The organism is Paenibacillus humicola (genome assembly GCF_028826105.1).
Lineage (GTDB): Bacteria > Bacillota > Bacilli > Paenibacillales > Paenibacillaceae > Paenibacillus_Z > Paenibacillus_Z humicola.
Window position 1 is genome coordinate 166,529 of record NZ_JAQGPL010000001.1, and the last position, 15,972, is coordinate 182,500.

General features: G+C 57.6%; 14 protein-coding genes and 1 other RNA gene (1 of these 15 running past the window's edge). 14 read left to right on the forward strand and 1 reads right to left on the reverse strand.

Going from position 1 to position 15,972, the window contains the following annotated elements; translation table 11 throughout:
- Positions 1 to 39: 39 nt before the first annotated feature.
- The gene (locus tag PD282_RS00785) at positions 40 to 501 is read left to right on the forward strand and encodes a YwiB family protein (RefSeq protein WP_274648506.1); all 462 of its coding nucleotides are present in this window, start codon (positions 40 to 42) and stop codon (positions 499 to 501) included.
- A 35-nt stretch (positions 502 to 536) separates the two neighbouring features.
- On the forward strand, positions 537 to 2,216 hold the full coding sequence (gene argS, locus PD282_RS00790; protein ID WP_274648507.1) for an arginine--tRNA ligase: 1,680 nt from the start codon (positions 537 to 539) through the stop codon (positions 2,214 to 2,216).
- Positions 2,217 to 2,294: 78 nt separating this feature from the next.
- Here the strand turns inward: argS and PD282_RS00795 are convergent, their stop codons facing one another.
- A complete protein-coding gene (locus PD282_RS00795; RefSeq protein ID WP_274648508.1) occupies positions 2,295 to 3,428 on the reverse strand; it encodes a S8 family peptidase in 1,134 nt (377 codons plus the stop codon).
- 340 nt (positions 3,429 to 3,768) lie between these two features.
- Between PD282_RS00795 and rpoE the strand changes: the two genes are divergently transcribed.
- The 12 genes from rpoE to dnaX form a co-directional block, all read left to right on the forward strand.
- Positions 3,769 to 4,347, forward strand: coding sequence for a DNA-directed RNA polymerase subunit delta (gene rpoE / locus PD282_RS00800; protein WP_274648509.1), 579 nt, complete (start codon positions 3,769 to 3,771; stop codon positions 4,345 to 4,347).
- A 254-nt stretch (positions 4,348 to 4,601) separates the two neighbouring features.
- Positions 4,602 to 6,206, forward strand: coding sequence for a CTP synthase (locus tag PD282_RS00805; RefSeq protein WP_274648510.1), 1,605 nt, complete (start codon positions 4,602 to 4,604; stop codon positions 6,204 to 6,206).
- A gap of 198 nt (positions 6,207 to 6,404) precedes the next feature.
- Positions 6,405 to 6,803 (forward strand): response regulator, encoded by a 399-nt coding sequence (locus PD282_RS00810; protein ID WP_274648511.1) that lies wholly within the window; start codon positions 6,405 to 6,407, stop codon positions 6,801 to 6,803.
- Positions 6,804 to 6,945: 142 nt separating this feature from the next.
- Positions 6,946 to 7,800 (forward strand): class II fructose-1,6-bisphosphate aldolase, encoded by an 855-nt coding sequence (gene fba, locus PD282_RS00815; RefSeq protein WP_274648512.1) that lies wholly within the window; start codon positions 6,946 to 6,948, stop codon positions 7,798 to 7,800.
- A 161-nt stretch (positions 7,801 to 7,961) separates the two neighbouring features.
- Positions 7,962 to 9,215, forward strand: coding sequence for a UDP-N-acetylglucosamine 1-carboxyvinyltransferase (locus tag PD282_RS00820; RefSeq protein WP_274648513.1), 1,254 nt, complete (start codon positions 7,962 to 7,964; stop codon positions 9,213 to 9,215).
- A 105-nt stretch (positions 9,216 to 9,320) separates the two neighbouring features.
- The gene (gene rho / locus PD282_RS00825; RefSeq protein ID WP_274648514.1) at positions 9,321 to 10,655 is read left to right on the forward strand and encodes a transcription termination factor Rho; all 1,335 of its coding nucleotides are present in this window, start codon (positions 9,321 to 9,323) and stop codon (positions 10,653 to 10,655) included.
- Between the two features lie 154 nt (positions 10,656 to 10,809).
- Positions 10,810 to 12,060 (forward strand): radical SAM family protein, encoded by a 1,251-nt coding sequence (locus PD282_RS00830; protein WP_274648515.1) that lies wholly within the window; start codon positions 10,810 to 10,812, stop codon positions 12,058 to 12,060.
- Positions 12,061 to 12,154: 94 nt separating this feature from the next.
- Positions 12,155 to 12,352 (forward strand): 50S ribosomal protein L31, encoded by a 198-nt coding sequence (gene rpmE / locus PD282_RS00835; protein ID WP_274648516.1) that lies wholly within the window; start codon positions 12,155 to 12,157, stop codon positions 12,350 to 12,352.
- Positions 12,353 to 12,435: 83 nt separating this feature from the next.
- Positions 12,436 to 12,876, forward strand: a complete 441-nt coding sequence (locus PD282_RS00840; protein WP_274648517.1) for a hypothetical protein — start codon at positions 12,436 to 12,438, stop codon at positions 12,874 to 12,876.
- Positions 12,877 to 12,967: 91 nt separating this feature from the next.
- An RNA gene (gene ffs, locus PD282_RS00845) (signal recognition particle sRNA large type) lies at positions 12,968 to 13,234 on the forward strand.
- A gap of 118 nt (positions 13,235 to 13,352) precedes the next feature.
- On the forward strand, positions 13,353 to 14,786 hold the full coding sequence (locus PD282_RS00850; RefSeq protein ID WP_274648518.1) for a PAS domain-containing sensor histidine kinase: 1,434 nt from the start codon (positions 13,353 to 13,355) through the stop codon (positions 14,784 to 14,786).
- A 111-nt stretch (positions 14,787 to 14,897) separates the two neighbouring features.
- On the forward strand, positions 14,898 to 15,972 hold the 5' portion of the coding sequence (dnaX, locus tag PD282_RS00855) for a DNA polymerase III subunit gamma/tau (RefSeq protein ID WP_274648519.1). It continues 728 nt past the right edge of the window; 1,075 of the gene's 1,803 nt are visible here — the first part of the coding sequence; the start codon lies at positions 14,898 to 14,900; its stop codon lies off the right edge, out of view.

Here is a 15,972-nt window from a genome sequence, read left to right on the forward strand (position 1 = left end):
GTAGGTACATGAGAAAAAGGCGGACAGGGGGCATGCGTCGTGGCGGACAAAGCGAAGGTGCGGATCAGGCTGACGAGCGAAGTGGACGGCGAGAAGCAGGAGCACACGTTCGGCGGCGAATGGTACCGCAAGGGCCGTTCCGTTTATTTGCGCTATGACGAGCGGGACGAGGCCGACAGCGAGGTGCGCACGACGGTCCGCTGGCGGGAGGGCGAGCTGCTGGTGACGCGGCGCGGCGACGTCGAATCCGAGCAGACGTTTGTCGCCGGCGCCAGGCGTCAGGGACAATATTCGTCGCCGCACGCGAGCTTCCGCCTGGAGACGGACACGTCGCTGCTGTGGATGCAGTGCGGCGATCTAATGCGGACGGAAGCGGCGGACGAGCCGCTTGGACTCACGCTCCCGATGCTGATCGAGTGGCATTATACGCTGTGGATCGATTCGCAGCAAACGGGAACGTTTGTCATCCGCCTGCAGGCGGACCGGGAAACGAAGCAATAACGATTCGAACAAACGATATGGAGGCCGTTTCATTCATGAACAACAATGTGATCGGACAGCTGCACGAACAAATCAAAGCGGCGATCGGGGACGCGGCGGTTGCGGCCGGTCTCGCGGCGCGCGAGGAGCTTCCGGCTTTCGTGCTGGAGGTTCCCAGGGAGAAAGCGCACGGCGATCTCGCCACCAATGCGGCGATGCAGCTGACGAAGCTCGCGAAGAAGAACCCGCGCCAAATCGCCGAGGCGATCGTGGCCCATCTCGACACCGCGAAGGCGTCGATTCAATCGGCCGAAATCGCGGGGCCGGGCTTTATTAATTTTCGGCTGGACAAAAGCTTCCTATACCCCGTCGTCGGCAGCGTGCTCGAGCAGGGGGAGGACTACGGCCGCATCGGCGCGGGAGGCGGCAAGCGCGTGCAGGTCGAGTTCGTAAGCGCCAATCCAACGGGGAGCCTTCATTTGGGCCATGCCCGGGGCGCAGCGGTCGGCGACGCACTTTGCAACGTGCTCGATTTTGCCGGCTACGACGTTTCGCGCGAATATTACATTAACGACGCGGGCAATCAGGTGGCGAATCTCGCAAAATCAATCGAAGCTCGCTACAAGCAGGCGCTCGGCCAAGATGCCGCGATGCCGGAGGACGGCTATCACGGCGAAGACATCGTCGGCTTCGCGAAGGCGCTTGCCGGAACGGAGGGCGACCGCCTGCTGTCCTTGTCCGAGGAGGAGCGGTTTGCGTTCTTCCGGCAGTACGGACTGGAACGCGAGCTCGACAAAATCAAGCGCGACCTCGGCCGGTTCCGCGTCTCGTTCGACGTCTGGTACAGCGAGACGTCGCTGTATGAGAGCGGTCGGGTCGAGCAGGCGCTCGAGGAGCTGCGGCAGCGCGGCCAGGTGTTCGAGGAGGACGGCGCGACCTGGCTGTCGACGATGCCTTACGGGGACGACAAAAATCGCGTGCTGGTAAAAAATGACGGCTCGTACACGTACCTGACGCCGGACATCGCCTACCACCGCGACAAATACGCCCGCGGCTTCGACCGGATGATCAACATATGGGGCGCCGACCATCACGGCTATATCCCGCGCGTCAAAGCGGCGATGGAGGCGCTCGGCAACGATCCGCGGAAGCTGGTCGTGCTGATCGCCCAGATGGTCAGTCTGTATCAGGACGGCGAGAAGGTGAAAATGTCCAAGCGCACCGGCAAAGCCGTCACGATGGAGGACCTGATGGACGAGGTCGGCGTCGACGCGATCCGCTATTTCTTCACCATGCGGAGCATGGATTCGCACCTCGATTTCGACATGGACCTGGCCATTTCGACGTCCAACGAAAACCCGGTTTATTATGTACAATACGCGCACGCCCGCATCTGCAGCATCTATCGTCAGGCGGAGGAGCAGGGCATCCGGCTGCAGCCGCTCGAATCGATCGAGCTCGGCAAGCTGGCGAGCGAGCACGAATTCGACCTGCTGCGCAAAATGGGCGAGCTGCCGCAGGAAATCGCCGAAGCGGCCGAGCAGTACGCGCCGCACCGGCTTGTCCGCTACGTCTACGAGCTGGCGGCGCTGTTTCACAGCTACTATAAAGCGGAGCGCGTCATTACCGAGGACGCGGCCCAGACGCAGGCGCGCCTCGCGCTCCTCGGCGCCGTCCGCACGGTGCTCGCGAACGTGCTCGGCCTCGTCGGCGTCTCCGCGCCGGAGCGGATGTAATCTTCCGGCGCCGCAGGCTTCGGGTCCGTGCCGCGCGCGGCGCCCTGCAGCCGCATCCGCATTAAAGGCCGCCTTCCGTTACCGGTCGGCGGCCTGCAGCATGCGAATAATATCGAGCTCCCCGGTTCCCCGGGTCGTTTTGACGCCCCGAAGCGGCTGCATCGACCGCTTCAAGACCGCTTTGATCTCGGCCGGCGACAGCCCCGGGCGGTACGCCAGCAGCAGCGCGATCGCGCCGCTGACGTGCGAGGTGGCCATCGAAGTGCCGCTCATCTCGTTGTATTTGCCGCGCAGCCAGGCGGACAATATTTTCTCGCCCGGCGCGTAGATATCGATATAGGCGCCCCGGTTGCTGAACGACGCCGCCCGGCGCAGCCGGTTGGTGGCGCCGACCGAAATGGTCTGGGGATACCTGGCCGGGTAATCGACCGACTTTCGTTTGCCGTCGTTGCCCGAGGAGGCGACGATAATGACGCCTGCATTATAAGCCGCGATGACGGCGTTCAAAAGCGATTTGCTTTTCGTTTTCATGCCGAAGCTCATGTTGATAATATCCATCCGGTTGCGTACGCACCAGTCGATGCCGAGGATGATATCGGAGACATAAGCGCTGCCGTTGTGATCGAACGCTTTGACGGGGTAAACGGTCGCTCGCGGCGCTACGCCGATCATGCCGTGCAGCTGATTGGCGGCGGCGATCGTGCCGGCGATGTGGGTGCCGTGCCCGTTGTCGTCGTAAGGAAGCATGCCCCGGTTCAGGAGGTTGATTCCGCGGCCGAGCGAATGCTTGAGATCGGGATGGCTGTAATCGACGCCGGTGTCGATCACGCCGATCTTGATGCGGTGGCCGGTTGTTTTGCTCCAGGCTTGAGGCGCTTTAATCTGCTGGACGCCCCACGAAACGCCCCGTTCCCGGGCGGCGGGCTTCACGACGGTGCCGTGCACGCGGGTGGAGAAATCTTCTTCGATCCAGATTCCTTCCGGCGCTTTCGTCTCCCTCAGCCATTCGGAAGCGGGGAGCGAGAAACCGCCGATCATCGGCAAATGCCGGACGGCATCGGCCTGCGGGGAAGAGAGTCGCGTATCGTTCCATTCCTTCAGAAAGCGCCGGTAGTCGCTTATCTGCTGGAAGCGGACGATCCGCCGTTTTGCGCCGCCGGAGGGTTCCGTCAGCGCGCTGCGCAGCAGGCGGTGAATAGCTGTTTTGTCCAAATTTGGCATCTCCTCCCGGCGGATCATGCTGAGGTATTGTATGAAGGAGCAAACCAAGCTGTATGAGCAAGTGGCCACATTTTCAAACAATTAGGCGGCCGGCCGTGTCATTTGTCTCGGGTCTTCATACAATGAATCAGGAGCTGCATCAGGCGGCTCCCGGATTCCGGAGCCATCCGGAAGGATACAGTCGAAACGAAGGGCGTTGTCCCTTCGTTTTTTCTTTTTTCGCCCCTTCGGCGTATAGCTTGCATTTTTCTAGGAAATAGGTTTTACTATAGGTTGATATTGGGTCGCTCGCACGTTGCCGGAGCGATTCCTAAAGAGAGGAAGTGTCAGAATGAGCAGCGAGTTCGCCTTGAAATTCGATCCCGAGCGCGTCAAGGAGATTCCGATGGTCGATTTGGCGTTTGAATTGCTGAAGACGGCCAACACGCCGTTCTACTACCGGGATTTGATTATGGAGATCGCCAAAATCCGGGGGTTGTCCGAAGAGGAACTCAATCAGGTGATTGCGCAAGTATATACGGAAATCAATATCGACGGCCGGTTCGCCTGCGTCGGCAGCAATATGTGGGGGCTGAAGCGCTGGTATCCCGTCGAACGCTCCGAGGACCCGGTCGGCAATGCGAAGCGTCCGCGGATCATCAACGACGACGACGAAGAAGACGAGGATATCTTCGCGGACGAGGAAGAAGAAACGTACGCGGCCGACGAAGAAGACTTCGACATCTACGACGAGGATCAGGAGATCTTCGACGAAGCGGAGGAAGAGGTCGAGGAAGGCGAAGAGGTCGTCATCGACGACGAGGAGCTCGAGGAAGAGCCGATCGACGAAGAGGAAGAAGCCGTGGATGAGGAAGAGGACGACTTCGAAGCCGCGGACGAAGACGAGGAAGAGGACGAAGAAGACAAATAAAGCCGCGGCGGGTCAGTTTTGCGCGCATGAAGGCGTCCGGGGCTTGGCCCGAGGCACGCTCCTTCTTGTCTTGACACGACCAGCCGCGGGAGAGTAAACTATTGCATGGGCTTCAAGTTCGGGTATGAAACATAGGCCAAATGTATAAAAGTGCCCCGTGAAAACGGGTGTCACTTTTTTCTTTTTTACGGTCCATTTCGGGCGGAAATTGGGCAACCCTATTCTTAAACCTACTCGCATGGAGGGTATCATCAGTGACCAAGTACATTTTTGTGACGGGCGGTGTCGTATCGTCCCTCGGCAAAGGGATTACGGCGGCTTCGCTCGGAAGATTGCTTAAGAACAGGGGCCTTAAAGTCACGATTCAGAAATTCGATCCGTATATCAACGTGGATCCGGGAACGATGAGCCCTTATCAGCACGGCGAAGTGTTCGTCACCGACGACGGCGCCGAAACCGACCTCGATCTTGGGCATTACGAGCGGTTTATCGATATCAATCTTTCCAAGAACAGCAACGTCACGACCGGCAAAATTTATTCGACCGTCATTACCAAGGAGCGCCGCGGGGAATATCTCGGCGGCACGGTTCAGGTCATTCCCCACATTACGAACGAAATCAAGGACCGCGTGTTCCGCGCGGGAAAAGAAACCGGCTCCGACGTGGTCATTACCGAAATCGGCGGCACCGTCGGCGATATCGAAAGCCTTCCGTTTCTCGAAGCGATCCGCCAGATCAAGAGCGACATCGGCCGCGAGAACGTCATGTATATCCATGTCACGCTTATTCCTTTCATTAAGGCGGCCGGCGAAGTGAAGACGAAGCCGACGCAGCACAGCGTCAAGGAGCTTCGCAGCATCGGCATCCAGCCGAACGTCATCGTATGCCGCACCGAATACCCGATGGCCGAAGAGCTGAAGCGCAAAATCGCGCTGTTTTGCGATATCGACGCCAATGCCGTGGTGGAGTGCATCGATGCGTCGACGTTGTATGAAGTGCCGCTCATGCTGCGCGAGCAGGGACTGGACGACATCGTCGTCAGCCATTTGAAGCTCACGACGAACGAGCCCGATATGACCGAGTGGGAGGCTCTCGTCCGGCGGGTCAAAAATTTGCGGCGCACGACCGAAATCGCCATCGTCGGCAAATACGTCGCGCTGCACGACGCTTATCTGAGCATCGTCGAGTCGCTCAGCCACGCCGGCTTCGCATGGGACGCGGACGTGAAAATCCGCTGGGTGAGCGCGGAGGAGCTGACGGAGACGAACGTCGCGGACAAGCTGCAGGGCGTGGACGGCATTCTCGTTCCGGGCGGCTTCGGCGACCGGGGCATCGAGGGGAAAATTACGGCGATCCGCTACGCGCGCGGGCATAACGTGCCGTTTTTCGGCATTTGCCTCGGCATGCAGGTGGCGGTGATCGAATATGCGCGCAGCGTTGCGGGACTTCGCGACGCCAACAGCTCGGAGATCAATCCGACGACGCCGTATCCGGTGATCGATCTGCTGCCGGAGCAGAAGGATATCGAGGACCTGGGCGGCACGATGCGGCTCGGCCTGTATCCGTGCAAGCTCGTTCAAGGCTCGCTGGCGGGCCGCGAGTACGGCGAAGAGCTCATCTACGAGCGTCACCGGCACCGGTACGAGTTCAATAACGAATTCCGCGAGCAGATTGAATCGTCGGGCTTGCGCATTTCCGGGACGTCGCCGGACGGGCGGCTGGTCGAGATGGTCGAGCTTCCGGAGCATCCGTGGTTTTTGGCAGTGCAGTTCCATCCGGAGTTCACGTCCCGCCCGAACCGGCCGCAGCCGCTTTTCCGAGGTTTCGTCAAGGCGGCGCTGGAATACGGGGGCAAATAAGATCGAAACGGGTCGCCTCCGGTCTAACGGGCGGTTTTTCTGTCGGGCGTTGTGCCGCGCGAACCATTACGCTCGCAGTATATTTACTTTTTTTCCAGCTTGAAGAAGGATAATGAAAGGCGCGGCGCGAATAAGTGTACATCATGGGAAATTGGACCAGTAGGTGTGCGGTCGCGCATTTCGTAGGAGGTTTTCAAGTTGGATAAAAAGAAAGTACTGATCGTCGATGATCAAAACGGTATCCGCGTCTTGCTCATGGAAGTTTTCAGCAGCGAGGGTTACGAAACTTTTCAAGCTTCCAACGGGAAACTGGCGCTCGAGATTGTCCGGAACGATGCGCCCGATCTCGTGCTGCTGGACATGAAGATCCCCGGTATGGACGGACTCGAGATTTTGAAGCATGTGAAGGCTATCAACAAAGAGATCAAGGTGATCATGATGACCGCTTACGGGGAGCTGGACATGATCAAGGAGGCGACCGACCACGGGGCGCTGATGCATTTTACGAAACCGTTCGACATCGACGAAATGAGAATGGCCGTCAACATGCAGCTTCGCGGCGGCGAGACGAATAGCTGGTATGCAGTAGGGTCCTGAAAACAGGGCCTTTTTTTTATTTTGGAGCGCAATCGGACGGAGGGAAAGACCTTGTACCATAAAAAAAGGGGTTGTGGTATAATGTTTTAGTATGACAACCGGGCTAAACTAGACTACATTTTTTGGGAGGAAGAGAGAATCCATGCCACTGGTATCTATGAATGAATTTTTGCCGAAGGCCAAAGCGAACAAATTTGCCGTCGGCCAATTCAACCTGAACAACCTTGAGTTCGCGCAAGCGACCGTCGAAGCGGCTATGGAAGAGAAATCGCCGTTTATTTTCGGTGTGTCCGAAGGCGCACTGAAATATATGGGCATGGAATTTACCGTTGCGATTGCGGAAGCGGCCGCGAAGAAATCCGGTCTTCCGATTGCGCTTCATCTCGACCACGGCAGCAGCTTCGAGGTGGCGATGAAATGTATCCGGGCAGGCTTCTCTTCGGTTATGTTCGACGGTTCCCATTATACGCTCGAGGAGAACATCAAGCTGACGAAGGAAGTCGTGAAAACGGCGCACGCCATGGGCGTATCCGTCGAAGGCGAGCTCGGCACGATCGGGGGCGTGGAGGACGACCTCAGCGTGGACGAGGCGCACGCTACGCTTGCGAAGCCGGAAGAGGCGATCCGTTTTTATGAGGAAACCGGTGTCGACTGCCTGGCGATCGCGGTCGGCACGGCTCACGGCATGTACAAAGGCGAGCCGAAAATCCACTACGATATCATTCAAAAGGTTGCGGACGCGATTCCGGTTCCGGTTGTTCTGCACGGCGGTTCCGGCGTGCCCGACGAAGCGATCCGCCTGTCCGTGCAAGCGGGCGTCGGCAAAATCAACGTCAACACCGAGAACCAGGTTGCCTGCACGAACGCGATCCGCGAAGTGCTGGCCGGCGACGCGAACGTCTATGACCCGCGCAAATATTTGACGCCTGCCCGCAACGCGATGAAAGCCGTCATTCAAGAGAAAATCCGGCTGTTCGGCAGCAGCAATCAGGCTTAAACCGGAGCAGGGCAAACCGCTTTGGCCGCTCCCGAACGGTTGGCAGCGCAAGGCTCTGCGCTTCCGCGGCAACGGCCCGGAAGCGGCATGCGCATGCAGCCGGACGAGAGGCGGCCCGCGGTTTCCTTCGTTCCCTTCCGAATGGGAGGATCATAAAACCGATGGAAAAATTGATGGTACGCGGCGGACGTCCGCTGCGGGGCAGCGTGCAGATCAGCGGGGCGAAGAACAGCGCCGTCGCGCTGCTGCCGGCTTCCATTTTAGCGGAATCGCCGGTCACGCTGGACAATTTGCCGCATTTGAGCGACGTTGCGGTATACAGTGATATTTTGCAGGAGTTGGGCGGTAGTGTGACATGGAACGGGGAGACGATCGTCATCGACCCGTCGGACATGAAATCGATCCCGATGCCGAACGGCAAGGTCAAGCTGCTTCGCGCGTCCTATTATTTGATGGGAGCGATGCTGGGGCGCTTCGGCGAAGCGACGATCGGGCTTCCGGGCGGCTGCAATTTCGAACCCCGGCCGATCGATCAGCATATTAAAGGATTTGAAGCGCTCGGCGCGGTCGTATCGAACGACCACGGCTCGGTGCGAATCGTCGCCAAGGAGCTGCGCGGCGCGAAAATTTATCTCGACGTCGTCAGCGTCGGAGCGACGATCAATATTATGCTTGCGGCCTCCAAGGCCAAAGGCTCCACGGTTATCGAAAACGCGGCGAAAGAGCCTGAAATTATAGATGTTGCCACTCTACTCAACTCGATGGGCGCGAAAATAAAAGGAGCCGGCACGGAGACCATTCGCATTGAAGGAGTAGACAGCCTGCATGGCTGCCGCCACTCCATTATCCCCGACCGCATTCAGGCGGCGACCTATATGATTGCTGCTGCGGCGACCCGCGGCGACGTACTGATCGATAGCGTTATACCGAAACACCTGGAAGCGGTAACCGCCAAGCTGCAAGAGATGGGCGTTCACGTATATGAGATGGATGAAGCGATCCGGATCGTCGGTCAGCCGCTTTACGAGGCGATAGACGTGAAGGCGCTTGTTTACCCCGGTTTTGCCACTGATATGCAATCTCCAATGACCAGCCTGCTGACCCAGACTAACGGAGTCAGTATTTTGACCGATTACGTGTACAGCAACCGTTTCAAGCATATTCCCGAGCTCACCCGCATGGGAGCCAGAATCCGGGTCGAGGGCCGGTCGGCCATCGTGGAAGGCGGTCCATTGACGGCGGCGAAAGTGCGCGCGGCCGATTTGCGGGCAGGCGCTGCGCTTGTCGTAGCGGCGCTGACGGTGCCGGAGGGCGTAACGGAAATTGGCGGAGCCGAGTACATAGACCGGGGCTATGACCATTTGGTGGACAATTTGCGCCTGCTCGGCGCCGAAGTGTGGCGCGAAACGGAATAATTTCATCTTAGCCGCGGAACGGACCGCTTCCGGCGAATAGAGCGGTCCGATTCCGGCAATGATGGAATATGCTGGCTTTATGATCATTGAAAAAGTGGTGATATTATGTCCGAACTTCAGATCACCGATCTGGAAGAAATGAAGCTGACGGAGCTGTACAAGCTTGCGAAGCAGCACCAAATCCCGTATTACGGGCAGCTGAAGAAGAAGGAACTGATTTTTGCGATTTTGCGGGCGCAGGCCGAGCAAAGCGGTCTGATGTTCATGCAGGGTGTGTTGGAAATTTTATCCGAAGGCTACGGATTTCTGAGGCCGATCAATTATTTGCCAAGTACCGAGGATATTTACATTTCAGCCTCGCAGATCCGCAAATTCGATTTGAGAACGGGCGACCTCGTATCCGGTAAATGCCGGGCGCCGAAAGAGAACGAACGTTACTTCGGCCTGCTGCAGGTGAACGCCGTCAACGGAGAAAGCCCCGAACATGCTGCCGAACGCTTGCATTTTCCTGCACTTACTCCTCTCTATCCGCAAAAGAAGCTCGTGCTCGAAACATCCCCGACGAAATTATCGACGCGTATTATGGATCTTCTCGCACCGGTAGGGCTTGGCCAGCGGGGACTGATCGTCGCACCGCCGAAAGCCGGCAAAACGCTGCTCCTGAAGGAAATCGCCAACAGCATTTCGACCAACCACCCGGATATCGAGCTGTTTGTGCTGCTGATCGACGAACGTCCCGAGGAAGTGACCGACATGCAGCGTTCGGTTAAAGGGGAGGTTGTCGCATCGACCTTCGACGAGCTGCCGGAAAACCATATCAAAGTGGCGGAGCTGGTACTCGAGCGGGCGCTGCGTCTTGTCGAGCACAAGAAAGACGTCGTCATCCTGCTCGACAGCATTACCCGGCTGGCGCGCGCCTACAACCTCGTCGTGCCTCCTTCGGGACGCACGCTCAGCGGCGGTATCGACCCGGCGGCGTTCCACCGTCCGAAGCGGTTTTTCGGGTCGGCGCGGAATGTCGAGGAGGGCGGCAGCCTGACCATTTTGGCAACGGCGCTGATCGAGACAGGCTCGCGGATGGACGACATCATCTACGAGGAATTCAAAGGCACCGGCAACATGGAGCTTCATCTCGACCGGAAGCTGGCGGAACGCCGTATATTCCCGGCGCTCGACATCCGCAGATCGGGCACGAGGCGCGAAGAGATGCTGCTGACGAAGGAAGAGCTCGACAAAGTTTGGGCGATCCGAAAAAATATGAACGACTCGCTGGAGTTCGTCGACGGATTCCTGAAAAAGCTGGCCGATTCGAAAACGAACGAAGAGTTCCTCATGTCGCTCGATACGTCGGGCGCGGGATCTCCTTCGCAAACGGCGCGCTCCGCCAGCTCCGGTTCCAGTACGGGCCGCCGTCCCGTCCGTTCGACGCCGGTTTCTTAAATGCTGCTGCCAAGTGTGGTTTTGCTTACGAAGTAGCGTTTTCTCACGAAAACTTAGATTATGCTTACGAAGTAGCGTTTTTTCTTCGAAAAACGCTTAGCCTATGCTTACGAAGTAGCGTTTTTTCTTCGAAAAAACGCTTAGGAGGCTCCAAATGAATCTCGTTTACGCTGACGAGCAGGGCAACCTGTTCGACCATCCCGATTGGATCGGACTCGGGCGCAGCGGCGACATGATCGTCGAGCTGATGGACGACGAGCTCATTCCGCTGCCGGAAGGGGCGACGCTAGTCGGTCTTCCCTTTACCCGGCCGATCGGCATTCATGCCGCTTCCGGCGAGATGCGGCCGCTGCCGGGAAACGTGCAGGCGGTCGGGGCGCTGCTCCCGCAGGGCTATACGAGGCTCTCCATTCCCGGTTATATGAAGACCGACAAAACGCAGAAGCTGCCGCTATTCGGTTATTCCGCGGTCGTCTGGAAGGACGGCGGCTTTTATGCGGCGGCTCAGCGATGTGACGATCCGGAGCGCTGGAACCCGCTGAACTGCGACCGGGGCGAGCTGAACGTACAGGTGGAGCGCCTGCTTGCCCGATATCCCGAGAACCGGTTGTACAAGCATTTGTCCAATTGCGCGCTCGGGTACGAGTGCCTGACGGCATCGAATACGTTTTTGCAGCGGTGGGAAGGAGCCGTACCGGTCTCATTCTCCTGCAACGCCGGCTGCTTCGGCTGCATTTCCGAGCAGCCGGAGGACAGCGGATTTCCTGCGCCTCAGACGCGCATGAATTTCAAGCCGACCGCGGACGAGGTGGCGGAAATTATGCTCGAGCATCTTAAGGCGCCGGAAGCGATCATCAGCTTCGGCCAGGGGTGCGAGGGAGAGCCTTCCACGCAGGCGAAAATCATCATCGATGCCATCCGCCGTGTGCGCAGCCAGACCTCTAACGGCTACATCAACATCAACACGAACGCCGGGCTGACCGACCATATCCGCGCCATCGTCGACGCCGGTCTTGATCTGATGCGCGTCAGCACGATCAGCGCGCTGGACGACCACTACAACGCCTATTACAAACCACGCGGCTATACGCTGGCCAATGTCGAAAAGTCGCTTCGGTATGCGGCGGACAAAGGCGTCTATACGTCGATCAACTATCTGATTTTTCCAGGCGTTACCGACCGCGAGGAAGAGATGGAAGCGATGATCGATTTTGTCAAACGAACCGGCCTGCGATTGATCCAAATGCGAAATTTGAACATCGATCCGGAGAGTTACCTGGAACTGATCCCCAAGCCGCGCGGAGAAATTTTCGGCATGAAGCAGATGCTGGAAATTTACGCTCAGGAGCTTCCGGACGTCGTCATCGGCTCCTACACGCATGTTCCGCCCGCACCGGTAAAATAACATTGCACGAGCGGATACAAGGTGCTATAATCCGCTTATGTGTCTAATTACTCTGGACCCGCCTGTTGGTTCAGGGCAGAAAGAGGTGAACGAGATGAAGCAAGGTATTCATCCGAACTATCACACGACCACGGTGACCTGCGCTTGCGGCAACACCTTCGAGTCGGGTTCCATTAAACAGAACCTGCGTGTCGAAATTTGCTCCGCATGCCACCCGTTCTTCACGGGCAAGCAGAAATTCGTGGATGCCGGCGGCCGTGTCGACAGATTCAAAAAGAAATACGGCATCTAAGCATCATCAGCCGTTTCTGCCGGAAATTAGCAGAATACAAGAACCTCCCTCAGCCATCCTATTGGATAAAGGGAGGTTTTTTTATGATGGACTCGAACGACCTGCGCGGCGGGCGGCATGCCCGGTCCGTTAAAAGCAAACTGACGGCTGCTGCAGGCGCTTTTATCGCGGCCGTTCTTCTGCTCGGCGCAGCCGCTTGCGGCAACGCCAACCCAAGCAATAATATGAATGCAAAGTCTTACGGGCACGACGGTTATATGGGGCTTTCCAACAGCAATCCCCATCTGCCGAATCCGAACGGCAATCAGCTCAATTACGGCGACGACGCGCGGTTTGCCGAGCGGAAGCTGAAGGAGATCGGCGGCGTTCAGCGGGTTTCCATGACGATCTTCGGAACGGACCTGTATGTTTCCATCGAGCCGAAGCCTGGTGTGGACGAAGCGCAGCTGCGCAATGAAGCGATTGCGGTTCTCCGCTTCAACATGCCGCGTTATAACGTGCATGTCAAAACCGGCCGAAAATGACGTGCACAGCACGAATATGGCCCGTTTCATCAGGGGACAACTTTTTCCGCGGAGTTGCATCTTGGGTCAGAACGCGTTATACTTAGTTCTGCCGTGCTAGACGGGGAGGTAGCGGTGCCCTGTAACTCGCAATCCGCTGTAGCGAGGTTGAATTCCTGTCTGAGGTTATGCCGACGCGGGGCTGGTTTTCATGAACAGCGTTGACGGTTCTGGTCCTCCGCAATGGACGCTTGTGAACCCGGTCAGGTCCGGAAGGAAGCAGCCGTAAGCAGGTACGTTCATGTGCCGGAGGGGTGCCAGGCCAGAGCTTGGATTGAAATTACCGCCCGGATCGCATGGATCAAGGCCGGGTGCACGGTACCTCTTTATAGAGACGAAACAAACGACATCCGACGCGGTGAGCCGCCGAGGATGTTTTTTTTGTATCTCACCGAAAACAAGCGTCAAAACATTAGAGAGACAAAGAGGGGATGTCCATGAACAAAATGCCGCCGGGACTGGCTGTGCGATTCGGATTGGATACGCTGGAGGAGCTGGCTGCCTCATTCCCCGGCGTGATGCTGCTCGAGACGGTCGGACAAGGCCGCATCGTATCCTGCAGCCCTTCGTTTCTGACGGAAACCGGCTATCGGGCGGACCGGATGGTTGGGCTTCCATTGCAGCGAGTAATTGTAAGCGGATGTACCGGCTTGACGTCCGATCGTTTTGCCGAGATCCGCCTCGTTCGATCGAACGGCAGCATCATGAAGGGGAGCGCCATCCGCGTTGCTGCGGAGCCGGCGGATGGGACGGAGTGCGATCCCGCCGGCCGCGATATCATCCTGATGATCAGCCCCGGGGAAGCGATGCGAAGAAGCGAACTTGTGGAGCGATTCGGCCAAGCCATGCTGACCGACGATCATATCGGTATTATTTTGCTTCACTCGCACGATTTTCGAATTCTGGATATCAGTCCGCTTGCCTGCAGGCTGCTGGGCGCACCGAAGCATGAGCTGCTGGGGGAGACGCTTTCGCGGTTTTTTGTTCAGGCGGAATATGAATACGGTCTCATCCGCGAAGTGCTGGAGGGCGGCGACCCGGTCCGCAATTTTCCGCTGACCTGGCTGAACGGCAATGAACGGAAGGAGCTTCTTATGGATGTCGGGCTTCTTCCGGGCTCGGTCAGCGGAACCGGCGGAGCTTACCTTATTTTCAAGGATATCACCAATCTCCGGTCGCTCGAGCAGCAGGTGCAGCGCAGCGACCGGCTTTCCATGATCGGCCAAATCGCGGCGGGTGCAGCCCACGAAATCCGCAATCCGCTGACCTCGCTGAAGGGCTTCCTCCAAATGTTTCGCAAAACGTTAAGCGACCGCGATATGCAGAAGGAAGTGGAATACGCGGACATTATGCTGACGGAGCTGGAGCGAATCAATAATCTCGTCAACGAATTTTTACTCCTCAGCAAGCCGCGCAACGTCAACAGCGAAACGTTCGATTTAACGCTTGTGCTTCGTGAAATCATGCCCATCATTTCAAGCGAGGCGCTGCTGCATGACGTCAGCGTTTCCTGGGACATTGAGCAGGGGATGTATCGGGTGATGGCCGACCGCGAGCTGCTGAAGCAAGTATTTCTGAATATTTGCAAAAACGGAATTGAAGCGATGATGGAGGGAGGGGCTTTGACGATTACAGCCCGGACGGAATTCGAAAAAGGGATGCGATGGACGATGATCGATATCCGGGATACGGGTCCGGGTATTCCACCGCACATGCTGGAACGGATTTTCGATCCGTTCATTACGACGAAGACGAACGGTACCGGGCTCGGGCTATCCGTCTGCCAGCGCATCCTTCACGATTTGGGCGGCTCCATTCAGGCGTCCAGCGGGGAAAAAGGGGCGGTGTTCAGCATCAAGCTGCCGTGCTGAAAGTGCGTTAGACCGATAGCGCCGCACGGTTTTTTTGCCAAGCTTGTTCGTGTATAATAGGAGAAACCGGGCATCGCCCCCGGAAGGCATGGACGGAAAGGAACGGTCCGAGTGGCACATATCGCATTATACCGCGCCTGGCGTCCTCAGACGTTCAGGGACATGGTCGGACAACAGCATATTATCCAAACGCTGCAAAACGCGATCCGCGAGCAGCGTATTTCACATGCCTATTTGTTTAACGGACCCCGCGGAACCGGCAAAACGACGACGGCCAAGGTGCTCGCCAAGGCGATCAACTGCGAACGGGGACCGGCAATCGAGCCGTGCAACGAATGCGAGGCGTGCCGGGGCATCACGGCGGGGACGGTTATGGACGTCGTCGAAATCGATGCGGCGTCCAACCGGGGCATCGACGAAATCCGCGATATCCGGGACAAGGTGCGCTACGCGCCGTCCGAGGTCCGCTATAAGGTATACATTATTGACGAAGTCCATATGCTCACCACGGAAGCGTTTAACGCATTGCTGAAGACGCTGGAGGAGCCGCCGGGTCATGTGATTTTTATATTGGCGACGACGGAGCCTCATAAACTGCCGGCCACGATCGTTTCGCGCTGCCAGCGCTTTGATTTCCGCCAGGTTTCGCTTCAGGAGCAGGTGCAGCGGCTGCGGCAAATCTGCGGCGAGGAAGGCATTGAGGCCGATGACGACGCTCTTGCCTATATAGCCCGGCTATCCGACGGAGGCATGCGCGATGCGATCGGTCTTCTGGAACAGGTCTCGGCCTTCTGCGAAGAGCGGATCGTGCTGGCCGACGCGGTTGAAGTTACCGGGGGGCTTGCCGCCGAACAGTTCGAGCAGCTAGCCGACGCGATTCGCGACCGGAACGTCGGCATGGTTCTCCCGCTGGTCGAAGGGCTGATGCAGGCGGGCAAAAGCGCGGACAAGTGCCTCGAGAATTTAGTATACTATTTCCGGGACCTGCTTGTTTTGAAGCTGGCGCCTCAGGGGCGTTCATCCACCGAACGTATCGTGAACCCGGAACGCTACCGCGAAATGGCGGAGGCGTTCAGCGCCGACCGGCTGTTTCGGATGATTGACATTTTGAACCAATATCAGAATGAAATCCGCCATGCCGCATTGCCGCAGACGATCTTTGAAGTTGCCCTGATGAAAATATGCA

Bases quoted from the DNA above. Each gene is read 5' to 3' on its own strand.
- argS (WP_274648507.1), top strand. From the start codon at position 537: ATGAACAACAATGTGATCGGACAGCTGCACGAACAAATCAAAGCGGCG.
- rpoE (WP_274648509.1), top strand. From the start codon at position 3,769: ATGAGCAGCGAGTTCGCCTTGAAATTCGATCCCGAGCGCGTCAAGGAG.
- fba (WP_274648512.1), top strand. From the start codon at position 6,946: ATGCCACTGGTATCTATGAATGAATTTTTGCCGAAGGCCAAAGCGAAC.
- PD282_RS00820 (WP_274648513.1), top strand. From the start codon at position 7,962: ATGGAAAAATTGATGGTACGCGGCGGACGTCCGCTGCGGGGCAGCGTG.
- rho (WP_274648514.1), top strand. From the start codon at position 9,321: ATGTCCGAACTTCAGATCACCGATCTGGAAGAAATGAAGCTGACGGAG.
- PD282_RS00830 (WP_274648515.1), top strand. From the start codon at position 10,810: ATGAATCTCGTTTACGCTGACGAGCAGGGCAACCTGTTCGACCATCCC.
- rpmE (WP_274648516.1), top strand. From the start codon at position 12,155: ATGAAGCAAGGTATTCATCCGAACTATCACACGACCACGGTGACCTGC.
- PD282_RS00840 (WP_274648517.1), top strand. From the start codon at position 12,436: ATGATGGACTCGAACGACCTGCGCGGCGGGCGGCATGCCCGGTCCGTT.
- PD282_RS00850 (WP_274648518.1), top strand. From the start codon at position 13,353: ATGAACAAAATGCCGCCGGGACTGGCTGTGCGATTCGGATTGGATACG.